The organism is Niallia sp. Kr1, from assembly GCF_050389805.1.
In the GTDB taxonomy this organism is placed as follows: Bacteria; Bacillota; Bacilli; order Bacillales; family Cytobacillaceae; genus Bacillus_BD.
In genome coordinates, this window is record NZ_CP130945.1 from 231,778 (window position 1) to 246,532 (window position 14,755).

The 14,755-nt window shown below is 36.9% G+C and carries 15 protein-coding genes; 7 read left to right on the forward strand and 8 right to left on the reverse strand.

Annotation, left to right across the window (positions count from 1 at the left end; translation table 11 throughout):
* Nucleotides 1–62 precede the first annotated feature (62 nt).
* The 4 genes from Q5760_RS01220 to Q5760_RS01235 form a co-directional block, all read right to left on the reverse strand.
* A complete protein-coding gene (locus tag Q5760_RS01220; protein WP_428910476.1) occupies nucleotides 63–920 on the reverse strand; it encodes an ABC transporter permease in 858 nt (285 codons plus the stop codon).
* A complete protein-coding gene (locus Q5760_RS01225; protein WP_428910477.1) occupies nucleotides 913–2,094 on the reverse strand; it encodes a quaternary amine ABC transporter ATP-binding protein in 1,182 nt (393 codons plus the stop codon). The genes Q5760_RS01220 and Q5760_RS01225 overlap by 8 nt, the downstream gene beginning before the upstream one ends.
* Nucleotides 2,095–2,688: 594 nt before the next feature.
* Nucleotides 2,689–3,237, reverse strand: a complete 549-nt coding sequence (locus Q5760_RS01230; RefSeq protein ID WP_428910478.1) for a GbsR/MarR family transcriptional regulator — start codon at nucleotides 3,235–3,237, stop codon at nucleotides 2,689–2,691.
* A 133-nt stretch (nucleotides 3,238–3,370) separates the two neighbouring features.
* Complete coding sequence (locus tag Q5760_RS01235; RefSeq protein ID WP_428910479.1) at nucleotides 3,371–4,204, reverse strand: TetR/AcrR family transcriptional regulator; 834 nt, start codon at nucleotides 4,202–4,204, stop codon at nucleotides 3,371–3,373.
* A gap of 96 nt (nucleotides 4,205–4,300) precedes the next feature.
* On the opposite strand from Q5760_RS01235, the gene Q5760_RS01240 reads away from it, so the two are divergent.
* The 3 genes from Q5760_RS01240 to Q5760_RS01250 all read left to right on the forward strand — a co-directional run bounded on the left by Q5760_RS01240 (nucleotide 4,301) and on the right by Q5760_RS01250 (nucleotide 8,626).
* A complete protein-coding gene (locus Q5760_RS01240) occupies nucleotides 4,301–7,387 on the forward strand; it encodes an efflux RND transporter permease subunit (RefSeq protein WP_428910480.1) in 3,087 nt (1,028 codons plus the stop codon).
* Between the two features lie 122 nt (nucleotides 7,388–7,509).
* On the forward strand, nucleotides 7,510–8,016 hold the full coding sequence (locus Q5760_RS01245; RefSeq protein ID WP_428910481.1) for a DUF1648 domain-containing protein: 507 nt from the start codon (nucleotides 7,510–7,512) through the stop codon (nucleotides 8,014–8,016).
* Nucleotides 8,017–8,170: 154 nt separating this feature from the next.
* Complete coding sequence (locus tag Q5760_RS01250; RefSeq protein ID WP_428910482.1) at nucleotides 8,171–8,626, forward strand: flavodoxin; 456 nt, start codon at nucleotides 8,171–8,173, stop codon at nucleotides 8,624–8,626.
* Between the two features lie 73 nt (nucleotides 8,627–8,699).
* On the opposite strand, the gene Q5760_RS01255 is transcribed toward Q5760_RS01250, so the two are convergent.
* Together Q5760_RS01255 and Q5760_RS01260 are read right to left on the reverse strand one after the other, a co-directional pair.
* Nucleotides 8,700–9,650: a LysM peptidoglycan-binding domain-containing protein gene (locus Q5760_RS01255; RefSeq protein WP_428910483.1), complete on the reverse strand. Its 951-nt coding sequence runs from the start codon at nucleotides 9,648–9,650 to the stop codon at nucleotides 8,700–8,702.
* 505 nt (nucleotides 9,651–10,155) lie between these two features.
* Nucleotides 10,156–10,620: a MaoC family dehydratase gene (locus Q5760_RS01260; protein ID WP_428910484.1), complete on the reverse strand. Its 465-nt coding sequence runs from the start codon at nucleotides 10,618–10,620 to the stop codon at nucleotides 10,156–10,158.
* Nucleotides 10,621–10,866: 246 nt separating this feature from the next.
* Here Q5760_RS01260 and Q5760_RS01265 point away from each other — a divergent pair, with 246 nt between their 5' ends.
* Complete coding sequence (locus Q5760_RS01265; RefSeq protein ID WP_428910485.1) at nucleotides 10,867–11,295, forward strand: SRPBCC family protein; 429 nt, start codon at nucleotides 10,867–10,869, stop codon at nucleotides 11,293–11,295.
* The gene (locus Q5760_RS01270) at nucleotides 11,296–11,664 is read left to right on the forward strand and encodes an ArsR/SmtB family transcription factor (RefSeq protein WP_428910486.1); all 369 of its coding nucleotides are present in this window, start codon (nucleotides 11,296–11,298) and stop codon (nucleotides 11,662–11,664) included.
* 145 nt (nucleotides 11,665–11,809) lie between these two features.
* Here Q5760_RS01270 and Q5760_RS01275 read toward each other — a convergent pair whose 3' ends face one another.
* Nucleotides 11,810–12,418 (reverse strand): flavin reductase family protein, encoded by a 609-nt coding sequence (locus Q5760_RS01275; protein WP_428910487.1) that lies wholly within the window; start codon nucleotides 12,416–12,418, stop codon nucleotides 11,810–11,812.
* 212 nt (nucleotides 12,419–12,630) lie between these two features.
* The gene (locus tag Q5760_RS01280) at nucleotides 12,631–13,047 is read right to left on the reverse strand and encodes a MarR family winged helix-turn-helix transcriptional regulator (RefSeq protein ID WP_428910488.1); all 417 of its coding nucleotides are present in this window, start codon (nucleotides 13,045–13,047) and stop codon (nucleotides 12,631–12,633) included.
* A 206-nt stretch (nucleotides 13,048–13,253) separates the two neighbouring features.
* Here Q5760_RS01280 and Q5760_RS01285 point away from each other — a divergent pair, with 206 nt between their 5' ends.
* Nucleotides 13,254–13,997 (forward strand): ABC transporter ATP-binding protein, encoded by a 744-nt coding sequence (locus tag Q5760_RS01285; RefSeq protein WP_428910489.1) that lies wholly within the window; start codon nucleotides 13,254–13,256, stop codon nucleotides 13,995–13,997.
* Entirely contained in the window at nucleotides 13,994–14,743 is a 750-nt protein-coding gene (locus Q5760_RS01290; RefSeq protein WP_428910490.1) for an ABC transporter permease, read from the forward strand. The genes Q5760_RS01285 and Q5760_RS01290 overlap by 4 nt, the downstream gene beginning before the upstream one ends.
* Nucleotides 14,744–14,755 lie beyond the last annotated feature (12 nt).

The window sequence follows — 14,755 nt, forward strand, 5'->3', positions numbered from 1 at the left end:
AATAGATATCTCCCTTTTTGTGTATTTGTATTTGAACCTTTCGAAATGAAAAGAGAACAAACTTAATCTTTCTTTTTATTGAGGTTTTGCGTTAAGCGGTCAATGATAATAGCTAATATAACAATCCCTAGACCTGCGACAAAACCTGTACCAACTTGGGCACGTTGTAGAGAGGAAAGAACTTCCCTTCCAAGACCTGGAGCACCGATCATCGACGCGATAACAACCATAGAGAGAGCTAACATGACGGTTTGATTAATTCCAGCCATAATGGTTGATTTTGCCATTGGAAGTTCAACTTTAAACAGTTTTTGCACCCCGGTACTTCCGAAAGCATCTGATGCTTCTACCAATTCTTTCGGTACTTGACGAATCCCTAAATTGGTAAAGCGGACCGTTGGAGGTGTAGCAAAAATTAAAGAGGCAAACACACCTGGTACCATCCCAATACCAAAGAAAGCAACGGCTGGAATTAAGTAAACAAAAGCTGGCATGGTTTGCATAAAGTCAAGTACCGGCTTTAAAATGGCGTTGGCTGTTTTGCTTTTTGACATTAAAATCCCAACTGGTACCCCAACGATAATCGAGAGGATACTAGCAAGTAACACCAGTGTGACGGTATTCATCAAATCATCCCAGTGCCCTTGGTTATAAATCAACCAAAGTCCAACAATTGAAAAGGCGGCTAATCCAAACTTTTTCCCAGTTACAAAAAATGCTAATAAGGCCACTAAGATTATAAAAATTACAGGAGGGATTGCCATCAATACGTCTTCGGCAATAAATTCCATGAAATCCCCAAAATATTTATTGATTGGATCGAATATAAAAGAAAACGTATCTGTTAACCAATCGGTTACTTTTTCAGTTGCGTCGGCGATTTTTATTTCTGGTATAAAATCTAATAAACCATTAAGCATCCAGGTTCACCTCACTCTCTCCAGCTAGGGCTCCAATGACTGTACCCCGTACAATGATTCCAGCTAACTTTTCATTTTCAACAACGGCAACTGGTATCGGTGAATCATAAATGATCGATAAAATATCATTTATGGTTGTGTCTTTCTCTACTGTTGGTATATCCGTTTTAATAATGGATTTTAAATCTGTTGCCTTTAAGGCATCATCAGCTGTAACATAACCACATAACTTTCGTTGGTTATCTGTCACAAAAATCGATGAAATTCCTGTCTCACGCATTCTTTCGAGTGCAACCCTTGGTCCATGTTTTTCGAAAATAATGGCTTCTGGTCGTTTCATAATATGTTGAGCTGTTAAGACTTTCGAACGGTCTACGTCCTCTACAAAGCGCTCAACATAAGAATTGGCTGGGTTTACAAGAATTTCTTCAGGAGTCCCGATTTGAACGATGGCTCCATCCTTCATGATTGCAATTCGATCGCCAAGACGTAATGCTTCATCTAAATCATGGGTGATAAAAACGATAGTCTTTTGCATAGTTGATTGTAAATCGAGGAGTTGATCTTGCATATCTTTACGAATCAGCGGGTCCAAGGCGGAAAATGCTTCGTCCATTAAAAGTACCTTTGGGTCATTAGCAAGGGCACGCGCAAGTCCAACACGTTGTTGCATACCACCAGATAGTTGTCCAGGTTTTTGATGAAGATAATGACCTAATCCAACTAATTCTAATGCTTCTGTTGCCCGTTTTTCTCGCTCTGCTTTTGGTACATTTTGAATTTCTAATCCATACTCAGCATTTTGAAGAATGGTACGATGTGGGAATAAGGCGAATTGTTGGAATACCATACTTAACTTTTCTCTTCTTACCTGACGAAGAGAAGCCTTATCAAGTTTTGCTAAATCTTGACCGTCTATTAAAATATTTCCATATGTAGGCTCTATCAATCTGTTAATCAATCGGATTAATGTAGATTTACCACTTCCTGAAAGCCCCATGATGACAAATATTTCTCCAGCTTCCACTGAAAACGAAGCATGGTTTACACCGACGGTACAGCCTGTTTCTTTTAGAATCTCTTCTTTTGATTTTCCTTCTGCTAAAAGTTTAGCTGCTTGTTTCGAATTTTTACCAAATATCTTTGTTAAATCCTTCACTTCTATTATGGGCAAATTCATCACCTCTTCATAAAATTGTTATTAATATATTAATATTGTTATCTATACTTGATAGACACTCACCAAAAAAAACAACTACTTCACAAATATACATGAATCGATATTTTTTTTCAAACTTTACTAACCGTTTATAAATTACGTACAGTTTATTCTGTACAGATAATCATCGGAAATCCTCCGTTTTACGCCAACATGCTCCATGATCCTTTAAGAAAGGTATTCTAATCAAATTTATATGGGCTAGCTTTGATTTTAGAACTAAAATTAATGATGATTGTTTGTTGTAAAGAATTGTTATTCTAGGAAAGAAATGTAAAAAGGGGCAATTTAAACACAGCATAAAGGTATATTTAAGGGAACGTTAATTTTAAATTACTGATTGTAATTGAAAGGCTTGAAAACTCCTGCAGGAGATGCGAAACAGGAAAGACAACGGAGAAGTGAGGTGTCAGGGTGGCTCAGATTAATTGAGCGGAAGCGAAGTGCTAAAACGGAAAACAACTAATGGGTTTAACAGCCAACAAAAAAGGAATCGTTGGCTTAGGATAGAATGACTCCATCCATAAACTTTCGATTCCTAGTTAGGTGCTATTCATTTTTTGGTACAAATTTAAATATTTCTCCTGATTCAATCATCCGAATAAAATTCATCAACCACTCGTAATAGTTTCTCGCATAATGAAGTTTTTCCAAATCAAGATTAATTTTATTGATTAACGATTCATCATCTGTTGTTTGCAATAATTGTTGAAGCTTTTCAATGGCCTCATCTGCTTCCTCGATATTGGTTTCAGTTTGATTTCTCCAACGAATCCCAAATAAGGAAGTAAATGATTTATACCAGTCTTCTTCTGTTAGATATAGGTCTTTTCGCAACCCCTTTTTGTGTATCGACTCTACCATCTTCATATCGGACAATGCACGAACACCTGTGGACATACTCGTTTTACTCATCGATAATGCTTCACGCATATCATCGAGTGTCATGGCATGATCTGAAAAATAAAGAACCCCGTACAGCCTTCCAATTGAGGGGTTTATTCCGTACAGATTCATATTTCTAGCAATGGTCTGTATAAATCTTTCAACAATATCCTCATGTTTTTCCCAATTGATTGAATCTTTCTCTTCAGACAATAGATGTCCCTCCATCTACATTTAATCTGAAAATAGTTTATCATCATTTGTCAAATTATGCGAGCATGTTTGAAACGTATATTTGAAACATTAATTCTCTTTATTTATTTAGGTAGTCCCTAATCTTCTTGAATCAAATTTGATAATAATGAGAAAGGATATAAGCAATCTGTTTGCACTTAGGATTTCCCTTAAGATTTCCAATTAAACCTTTGATTATCGCAAGACTGTACACAGGATTTTGGAGATCCTCTTTGATTAAAATTAATGACTCCTTTTCAATCGATTCTTCTAATTCGTCAATTTTCTTTTTTAATAAAATGAGGAGCTGAGTCATTGTGATATCTTCATGATTTGGTTGTTGCAGTAAAAGACCTATTTCTTCTGTTATAAATGTAGTTTTTGTATGGCTAGCAATTAGATTTGTTTTTTCTACAAGTGATTCACACATTAATTCCAAATTAATCGGTGCATTATAGTATAAAAACAAATCCGAAAAAGCATTTAAAAAGCTTTTTATATAATACATGAAATCATACTTAAATGGATTTACAGTATCCCCATAAATACGATGAATCATGGACAGGATTAGTTCTTCCAGCGTCCTGTTATAAGACTGCAACTTCGTTAGGACTTCTTCATTAATAGAGTGCATTTGTTCTTTAATAAAGATTTTGGCAAAATCCGAATGCTTTTCGAAAAAGTGATAGGAAGTATAATAAAAGTCAAAAAGGGTATCGTTTTCATTCTCTGAACGGTTGACTATGTGGTCAATATCTGAAATATATCGCATCATTACTTGATCGATTAGCGTCTGAACTAACTCATCCTTTGACTTGAAGGATAGATAAAAGGCGCCTTTTGAAATCCCGCAATAATCCGTGATTTGCTGAACGGAAGTGGCCTCGAAACCCTGCTTTGCGAACAGTTCTGATGCCTTTTCTAAGATTAATTGTTTTTTTGTCATCTTGCATTCTCTCCTAATGTCCTTCGTTGACAAATGACCGGCTAGTCATTAGTATAAAAAAGTGAGTCAAAAGAGTCAATAAGGGCAGGTGTAAGAGTGAAAGGTTTAGTCAATTTTGTCTTGAAGAACAAATTAGCCGTTTGGTTGCTTACGATTATTATCACCGTATCGGGGATTTACTCAGGTACAAGGATGAAAATGGAAACCATTCCGGATATTTCGATACCATTCTTAATGGTAATGGACGTTTATCCAGGAGCAACACCAGAAAAAGTAATGGAAGATGTATCGATTCCGATCGAAAAAGCCGTTGAAGGGCTTGAAGATGTGAAGGCAGTCTACTCAAATTCCTACTCAAATATGTCTAATATTCAAGTAGAGTATGAATACGGGACGGATATGGACGAGGCAAAACGTGCCTTGCAGAATGCTTTGGAAGCGATCAATCTCCCTGAAAATGCACAGGAGCCTGTCATTACAGCGCTTAGTATGAATATGATGCCCGTTATGGCATTAAGTGTGAGTAGTGAAACAGAAGACATTGTCGAATTAACATCGACAGTAGAAGAAGTTCTATTACCAAAAATCGAAAAATTAGATGGTGTCGGAAATGCTACGATTACCGGCCAGCATATTGAAGAAGTTGAACTTCAATATAATCAGGAAAAGTTAGAAGAGTTTGGCTTAACAGAGCAAGATGTCAAAGATCTTATTCAAGCAAGTAACTTAGGTGTATCACTAGGTTTATATGAGTTTGAAGAAGGGGAACAAGCGGTTGCTGTTGACGGGAAGTTCATGACCGAAGAGGAATTAAAAGAAATGTTAATTCCGGTCACACCGTCAGAAACAAACCCAGTACCATTTGTAAAATTAAGCGAAATTGCTGACATTCAATTAGTCGGCAAAGTTGAATCAGTTGCCCGAACCAATGGGGAAGATGCGATTGCGATTCAAATTGTAAAAGAACAACAGGCCAACACAGTGGATGTTGTGAACGACGTAAAGGAATTAATTGCTGATGAAGAGAAAAAAATTGAAGGATTAGTCGTTGATCTCTCTCTTGACCAAGGGGAACCCATTGAAGAAGCAGTGTTCTCAATGGTTGAAAAAGCCGTCTTAGGTGGAGTTATCGCGGTATTCATTATTCTTCTTTTCTTGCGTGATTTTAAATCAACGATTATTTCTATTATTTCGATCCCAGTTTCTGTTTTTGCAGCTTTTTTGCTGTTAAATTGGATGGATATTACGCTAAATATCATGACACTCGGTGCGATCACGATCGCAATTGGACGGGTGATTGATGACTCAATCGTTGTCGTTGAAAATATTTATCGAAGACTTCATTTAAAAGAAGAAAAATTATCGGGTCGTGCCTTAATCCGTGAAGCTACGATCGAGATGTTTAAACCGATTCTGTCTTCTACATTAGTTACGGTAGCCGTCTTTGCGCCGTTAATGTTTGTAGGTGGAATGGTTGGCGAATTATTTATGCCATTTGCTCTTGCGATGACATTTGCTTTAGGTGCATCGTTAATCGTTGCGATTACCATTGTACCAGCACTATCACATACATTATTTAAGAAGAAATTATACAGTGAAAAAACTGTAATTAAGCACAAGGAAGCTGGTAAGTTAGCAAACGGGTATAAAAAGGTGTTAAATTGGTCACTCAATCATAAAGTGATTTCTTCACTGATTGCAGTGGTCTTATTAGGTGGAAGTATTGCGTTAACACCATTAATCGGATTCAGCTTCTTAGGTTCTTCGGAAGAGAAGGTCATGTATTTAACATATACACCAGCAACTGGTGAACTTGAGGAAGATACATTAGCGAATGTAACAGCTCTTGAGGAAGATTTATTAAAACGTGATGATATTGAGATTCTTCAATTATCGATTACAGACAGTACGGACCCAATGTCCGCGATGATGGGTGGGGGTTCAAACGGTGCTTTAATGTACCTCATTTTTGATGACGAAATGAAGAACTTCCCGGAAGTACGTGATGAAATTGAAGAATATGTTACGAACATTGGACAATCTGGGGAATGGAAGAGCCAAGACTTTGCCTCTATGGGAGTCGCAACCAATGAAGTAAGCTACACGTTCTACAGCGAAAATTTAAATCGATTAAATGAAGCTGTTAAAATGGTTGAAGACGTTATGGAAGAAAATGAACGTTTAGAAGATATAACGACCACTGCAGAAGATGCTTACGTTGAATATACGTTTAAAGTGGATCAAGACGAATTATTACAATATGGTCTAACAGCTGGGCAAATTGTGATGATGCTAAGCCCAGATCACTCTAAAGATGTTCTAACAACCATTGAAAAAGATGGCGAGTCACTTGATGTCATTGTTAAGAGTGAGCGAGGAGTCGAGGAGCAACCGAAATCAATCGATGAAATGTTAGACAAACCAGTTCCAACTGCAACTGGAACGATGATGCCATTAAGAGAGCTTGTAACGGTTGAAGAAGGGACAACGTTAAATACTCTATCTCGTAGTGCTGGTGAGTACTATGCAACGGTTTCAGGTACTATTTTAGACAAAGATATTTCGAAAGCAACATCAGAAGTGGATGAGGCCATTGAAGATCTTGATCTACCAAAAGGTGTAACAGTTGGGATTGACGGAGTTGCGGCTGATATGCAGGAAACATTTACACAGCTAGGAATTGCCATGATTGCGGCGGTAGCGATTGTCTACTTTATTCTTGTTGTTACATTTGGTGAAGGGCTAGCACCATTTGCTATTCTATTCTCCTTACCATTTGCCGTGATCGGTTCATTAGTAGGGTTATATATTACAGGGGAAACCATTTCGGTACAGGTAATGATGGGACTACTCATGTTAATTGGGATTGTCGTCACAAATGCCATTGTGTTGGTAGATCGAATCATTCATATGGAACGTGACGGAATGACGATGCGTGAAGCGATTTTAGAAGCAGGAATGACTCGTTTACGTCCAATCCTTATGACAGCTATTGCGACAATTGGTGCGTTGCTTCCATTAGCAATCGGTTCAGGTGGGGGTCTTATTTCAAAAGACCTAGGAATTACGGTGATCGGCGGATTAATCAGTTCGACTGCGTTAACCTTAATTATCGTACCAATCGTTTATGAAGTATTATCTAAGCTATTAAAGAAAAACCGTAAAGATATTCAAGAGAACTAATGTAGTGTTTGATGCCTAGCAGGAGGGAGAACCTCTTGTTGGGCTTTTTTAGTAGATATTTAATGTGAAGTTTAACTGATGTAAAATAAAAGAAGAAAAGATAGTTTTGAAGGGAGATTGGGATGGTAAATAATTGGAATCGTCCAAAAATCAAAATTCCTAAAACTACCGGGGAGTGGGTCTGGGACATCATTGGAATTGTGATTTATTTGTGTTCGGTCTTTTTTCTAATTTTTGTTTGGAATACACTTCCAGAAGAAGTTCCGGCACATTATAATGCAGTGGGTGAGGTTGATCGATGGGGCTCTAAAATGGAATTGCTTATTTTACTAGCTGTTGGGCTTTTTACATTTGTCATGATGCAAGTCTTTGAGAGATTTCCAGAAATGCATAATTATCCAAGTCGGATGAATGAATCAAATGCTGAACAGTTCTATTTGCATAGCAGAAAGCTATTAAATCAGCTGAAAAATATTTGCCTGATCATATTTGCTCTCATTTTAGTTGAGTCCATTTCAATTGCATTAGGTTGGTGGGATGGATTTGGAGTTTGGTTCATGCCTATCATTCTCGGTGGGACATTCATCCCAATCATCATTGGGTTGATAAGGCAAAGTAAAATTAAATAAAACTTTTTCAAAAGAGGGCAGGCCCGGTTAAAACGCTTTTCCCTCTTTTTGAAAAAATTGATGAAGATCAATTTATATATATACATCTTGAATTATGATTGGTTTGTAATGTTTATACGGTATTAACCGATTATATGTCAAGAGGAGCGATAGGATGAAAACCATCATCGTTTACGCTAGTATGACAGGAACCACCGAGCTAATGGCTCAAACGATCATGGAGGAGTTAACAAAAGCAGGAGACCGAGTAGTATTACGGGATGTGTTTGACGCTTATGCGGAAGAACTCGAAACATTTGAGAGCGTTCTAATTGGAAGCTATACATGGGGTGATGGCGATTTATCAGATGAAATCCTTGCCTTTCATGAGGAGTTGAGTGAGATCGATTTAACAGGGAAGTTAGGTGCTGTATTTGGTCCTGGAGATTCGACTTATGAGCATTTCGCAAGAGCCGTTGATAGATTAGAAGAAACCTTGGAGAATCAAGGGTGTAATTTGGTTACAAAAGGTTTGAAGGTGGATAGCTTTTATGAGGACGAGGAAGAAATTCAAATGAAATGCAGGTTATTTGCCGAGAAGTTAATTAGTGAAAGAGTAGTTACAATATAAAAAGGATGTTGCTGTCCAAAAAGTGTCTGGCGCTTTTGCTTTCTGGATAGCCTCATCCTTCTTAAATTGTTACCTATTTTACTGATTTAGCTCCTAAATAGCGTGGTTTCCAATATGAATTATTTAAATCGGATATTGTAACACCAGTAGAAGTACCTGCATGTAAGAATTTGTTATTACCAAGATAGATTCCCGCATGTGACGGACCTGCTTTATAAGTTGTAAAGAAGACAATGTCTCCTTTTTGTGGGGAAGACACAGCTTTTGTGGCATCCCAAATCGTTGCAACTGTTCTTGGAATCGTAATGCCTTGTGTGTTGTAGACATATTTTAAGAAACCTGAGCAGTCAAATCCTGCTGGTGTATTGCCACCCCACTTATAAGGAACGCCCATATATTTTTTACCCTCAGCAATTAATGCATCAGCATTGAAAGAAGAGCTAACATTAGGCGCTGGTGCAGGGGAGCTCGTTGTACCAGACGTCAAATGCAATACTTGACCAACATGAATTGTATCATTTGTTAATTGATTATAGGATTTTAATTGAGTAACCGATAGACCATGATTGTTTGCAATTCTCCATAAAGTATCCCCCGACTTCACTGTGTAAGTGTAAGAACTTGTTGATGGAGAGGTACTTGTTGATTGAGTCCCATTAGGAATCGTTAAGACTTGTCCTACATGAATGAGATTAGTAGAGAGGTTATTTGCACTTTTTAAATTTGATACAGATGTATTATGTTTATTTGCAATACTGTATAAAGTATCTCCAGATCTCACAGTATAAGTGTGATCGTGTGAATGCGGTGCAAGTAGGGAGATGGTTTGTCCTACATAAATTGTTGAGGATGATAAGTTGTTATACTGCATTAAATCTTGTGTTGTTAGATTGTGGTTTTGTGAAATTCTCCAGAGGGTTTCACCAGGCTTTACTGTATGTGTTTTTTCGTGGGCATCTGCTTGATTAGTAAAACTGGACATTATTCCAAGTGCTACAACAGCAGAGAAAATTTGTTTTTTCAAATGAAATCACACTCCAAATTATCATAGTTTTTAATTTAATAAATTCGTAATAAATGATTGAACAAGACTATGATAACTGGATAAAAAGGTGAAAAGTACCTACAAAATATGGTTGAGCTGTATGATATTCCCACTTAATCTCAGTCAGACGTACCAAGATTTGGTTGCTTTATTACGAAGATTGACACTTTAAATTACAAATCAAATAAATACGCTTAGTACAGTACATAGATTAAAAAAATGATAAACACGTATAATAAGAGCTTTTATCGAGCAAACCTAAAAATAAGTAAATGTTAAAAAAACTACATTTTTATTACAAAAGTGTAAAAGGAAATTTGAATTAAATAGGGCCTTCCTTGAGAGGTTGGAAAATATTGTAATCAAGCATGGGAAGTATCCGATTAAAATAAGTTCAAAAAGGCACACAAAAAAGGACTGCCTCCTAAGGCAATTAGTCAGGTCATGTGTTGACAGCTGCCTAGAGACGGTCTTTCTATATAGATTAGTAGGATGGTGATGTTTCAGATATAGTTGCTTTTGTTTTTAATAATGCACTCATTTGTGATAACATGACCACTTCTTCTTTTTGATTGGTGACAGTGAACTTGATGGTAACTTCTCCGCGAAATTGATTTGATGTTTGTCTTAAGGCTACCACTTCGATTTCTGCTGTTAACACATCATTGGCTCTAACTGGATTTGTAAACTTTATATAGTCAAAGTTCTTTCCAACAATAAATTCATTACCAAATACACCTGAGCGGATCCACTGTCCCCAAACGGCACTTACTGTTAAAAATCCTGAGCTAATGATGCCGTTAAAAATAGAATGTTCTTTAGCGTATTGAGGATCAACATGAATGGGATGTGGATCATATTGATTCGCAAACGTATGAATTTCCTCGGCTGTTACTAAAAACGGTTCGCAACGGAATACTTTTCCCACTTCAAACTCTTCAAAATACATTTTTTCCCCTCCGAAGTTTCTATATCATAATATTTTAACTTTCATAATATTTAATAAATAAACAGTATAAATGAAATAATTTTAAATGTAAATCATTATACTTAGATATAATAAAAGCTAGAGATAATTTTCCAATTTATGGAGGGTTCCTGGCACCCTATGTTGCTTGACATGAAACCAAAGGGTGTTATAATATATGAAGCGAAACCAAAAGGTGTTATATTTGATAAATAAAGGAGAATGAATGTGGCAGAGAATGTACAAGGATTACCAGATATTAAACAAACGATTGTTTTACATGCATCGATTCAAAAGGTATGGGAGAAAGTATCGTCATCAGACGGGATTTCTGCGTGGTTTATGCAGAATGATTTTGAACCTAAGGTTGGCCATGAATTTCATATCCAATCTCCATTCGGTCCATCACCATGTAGGGTCTTAGAAGTTGAAGAACCTCATCTAATTAAGTTTTCTTGGGATACAGACGGTTGGGTTGTTTCCTTTATTTTAAAAGATTTAGGAGAGGAAAAGACTGAGTTTACACTCATCCATGGTGGGTGGAATACGGAAACCATTAGTAAAGCGAACAGGAAAGCTTCTGAAATCCGTGAAACAATGGACAAGGGCTGGGAACAAATTGTTCATGAACGTCTTAAAAAGGTTGTTGAGGGATAAGTGTCGGCGGTTAAATATGATGTCTTTCAAGCAATTGCTGATCCAACGAGAAGAGAGGTTCTCCGCCTGCTAGCTCAAAAGGAATTGCCGATTTCTAAAATAACCGAGCATTTTTCTATAAGTCGTACTGCGGTTGTTAAACACTTGAATGTCCTATCAGAAGCCAATTTAGTTCATGGTCGTAAAGAGGGAAGGGAGAAAATTTATCAATTACACCCTGAACCCTTACAGGAAGTAAAACAATGGCTTTCTTACTATGAGCAATTTTGGAACAACAAATTATCGATCCTAAAATATCTGGTTGAGAATGATGAAGAGCATGCTGGACTAAAGATTGCTCAAACTGAAGATCATCGAGACCAAGAGTAATGACTAAAAAACACGTCAGGACAGAAGCTAATCCATTTTAGCCTTCTATCCTGACGTGTGTTATTTTTCAAGTTCATTAGAAAGAAATCTTAATAAGATGAATTTCTACTGTATGGATCCGACTTACCCAGACCTAATTTATTTCTTATTTTGGTCGTGCAATTGAAAATATCTCGCCAATTTTAGCATAATTTGTACCTGCCAACCGACTTACCGCACCTAGACCAACTGGATCAATTCGACCGTTTTCATAAATAGAATCTTCAATATGGAATTGCACAATTTTACCTATTATGAGGTCGCACCCAGGAGAATCCACTCCGCCTAGTTCAACAGAATGCTCTAATTGGCATTCAAAGCGTATTTTTGCTTCCTTAATTCCTGGAACGGAAACCTTTGTACTAGGGACTGGTGTTAACTTGGCTAGCTCAATTTCGCTTTGGTCAGGTGGAAGACTCGCTGCTGTTTGATTGATAGCGTCTACATTTAGATTGTCTACAATATGAATGACAAATTCTTTCGATTCTAATATATTGCGAGCTGTGTCTTTTTGTTTCCCAGTTGATCGCTGGATGGAAACGGATACCATTGGCGGGTTAGAGGAAACGATATTAAAATAGCTGAAAGGAGCGCCATTCAACACCCCGTCTTTTGACATGGAGGTTACAAAAGCAATCGGTCTTGGAATGATACTTCCAATCAAGAGTTTATAGTTTTCTCTTTCTGCATTTTGCGCAGGATCAATCGATATCATCATTACCTCTCCTTGTTCTTAAATTTTCTTACCCTTATTGAAAAGGGGCTCAAAATGGAAACAGGCTATCGTTTTTTCTGCGGATCTTGATGTGTTTTGCCTTTAACATGCTAGCTTCTTTAACTGTATTTCTTGAGAAAAGGAATGGCAAGAAAGATGCATTGTATGTTGAGGTTATCTTGATATCGAGATATTTTCTCATAGTGAAAACTTTATGCTTTTACCTTTTGTAAAAGTCTAACTAACGATTCTGCTTCTTCATGATTTAACGAATCAAACATTTTATTAATAAACGTTTGATATTCTGGCATGATGTTATTCATTAATTCTTCACCGCTTGGGGTTAACGTAATAAAAATAGCTCGTCTATCATCCGGACAACCCGTTCGTTTTAAGTAGCCTTTTTTCTCTAATTTATCGATTACATACGTCATGGACCCACTAGAGATTAAAATATTTTTTCCGATTTGATGGATGGTTTGTCGTCCTTTATGATAAAGAGTTTCTAGAACGGAGAACTCTGTGATATTTAAATCATTTTTGCTAATTTCCAACTTAATTTGATCTTGAATCTGTTTAGATGTTTCCATTAAAATTTTAAAGGGCTCACTTTTGCATTGTCTTTCCATGTGAATCACCTCCTGAAAGTCCTTCTTATCTCGATATAAAATATCTTGAATATAGTATAATTATATTCATAAATTATCATTTTGTCAATCACACATCAAGGTATAACGGTACTGGAGTAGCTAATTGACAGTCTTTTTGATGGATATTCAGTTTACAGGGATTTCTATGATATGATGAATCTACTTGGAAATAAAGGATGAAGAGAATGAAACAGAATGAAGCGTTTGTAAGGCTAGAAGAGGTTTCTTTCCAATTTAAAGGACAGACGATTTTTGAAAATGTGAGCCTATCCTTACAAAAAGGAACTTCCTATGCCTTAATTGGTAAATCTGGAGTTGGAAAAAGTACATTATTAAATCTGATATCAGGATCTTTACAACCTAATAGTGGTCGTATCACAATAGAAGGAGAGTCTGTTGCAAAAACGGACCATATTGCCTTTTTATTTCAGGATTTAGGGCTTTTCCCATGGCAAACGGTGTTTGAGTCAATAGCCATGCCGCTGAAACTTAAGAATGTGCGAGATAGGGAAAAGCAAGTACTGAATCTTTTACGAGAAATGGAACTAGATCATTTAAAAGATAAATATCCTCATGAATTAAGCGGGGGTCAAAAGCAGCGAGTTGGCATAGCAAGGACGTTAATTGGAAAACCACAACTCTTGTTAATGGATGAACCAACTTCAGCATTAGATGCCATGACGAAGGAGTATATTCAACGTCTTATCTTAAAACAGCAACAAAAACTTCAGACCACCATGCTGTTTGTGACACATGATATTGAAGAAGCTGTTTTTTTAGGGAAAGTCGTTTTAATTTTAAAAGAGGATGGGAGTTTTCATCGCGTTGAAAATCCTTACTTTTCTCAGGTCAATGCCAAGGAGCAGCTAGGGTTTTATGAGGCTTGTATCAATATTCGAAAATTAATGAATGTGGAGATTGGGAAATGAAGATTTATAAAAAAATAGTCAACAGTCAAATTGTTATCGGCTTTCTTAGCTTTGTTCTATTTTGGGAAATCCTTCATCGTGCTATTCCCACTCATACGATCCCATCTCCACTGGAAACCTTTATCTATTTAGAAACGGTTGCGGGGGAGCTCGCCCTACATTCATTAGGGAGTTTATTGCGTGTCGTAACCGCTATTAGTATCTCGTTAATCATCGGGATCCCTTTAGGTATTTTACTTGGAGTGAACAAAACATTTAATCGTATGTTTTCACCATTTTTATACTATATGTACCCGATTCCAAAGGTTGCGTTCTTACCTGTGTTCATGCTGCTATTCGGGCTTGGAAATGTATCCAAGATTTTGTTAATCATTTTTATCATTGTATTTCAAATGATCCTCTCCGTTCGGGATGGAGTCATGCAAATCCCTTCCACTTATTTTAAAGTCATGGATAGTTTTTCAGCATCGTATAAGCAGCAATACCGGTATTTAATCATTCCAGCGATACTGCCACAAGTGTTCTCTGGCTTAAGAATTAGTATTGGCATTTCACTGGCTACGCTCTTTTTTGCTGAAAACTACGCGACTACCTATGGAGTGGGATATTTCATCTTAAGCGCTTGGTCAAAAATGAATTATCCTGAAATGTTCTCAGGAATTGTCGTGTTGGGTTTTATTGGACTGTTATTCTTTAAGTTATTGGATTGGTTGGAGGCGCATTTTACACCGTGGAATCAGAAATAAAAATGAGGTTGC

Coding starts and splice junctions, on each gene's coding strand:
- Q5760_RS01280 (WP_428910488.1), bottom strand. CDS start 13,047: ATGGAAAGACAATGCAAAAGTGAGCCCTTTAAAATTTTAATGGAAACA.
- Q5760_RS01250 (WP_428910482.1), top strand. CDS start 8,171: ATGAAAACCATCATCGTTTACGCTAGTATGACAGGAACCACCGAGCTA.
- Q5760_RS01245 (WP_428910481.1), top strand. CDS start 7,510: ATGGTAAATAATTGGAATCGTCCAAAAATCAAAATTCCTAAAACTACC.
- Q5760_RS01290 (WP_428910490.1), top strand. CDS start 13,994: ATGAAGATTTATAAAAAAATAGTCAACAGTCAAATTGTTATCGGCTTT.
- Q5760_RS01285 (WP_428910489.1), top strand. CDS start 13,254: ATGAAACAGAATGAAGCGTTTGTAAGGCTAGAAGAGGTTTCTTTCCAA.
- Q5760_RS01220 (WP_428910476.1), bottom strand. CDS start 920: ATGCTTAATGGTTTATTAGATTTTATACCAGAAATAAAAATCGCCGAC.
- Q5760_RS01235 (WP_428910479.1), bottom strand. CDS start 4,204: ATGACAAAAAAACAATTAATCTTAGAAAAGGCATCAGAACTGTTCGCA.
- Q5760_RS01275 (WP_428910487.1), bottom strand. CDS start 12,418: ATGATATCGATTGATCCTGCGCAAAATGCAGAAAGAGAAAACTATAAA.
- Q5760_RS01260 (WP_428910484.1), bottom strand. CDS start 10,620: ATGTATTTTGAAGAGTTTGAAGTGGGAAAAGTATTCCGTTGCGAACCG.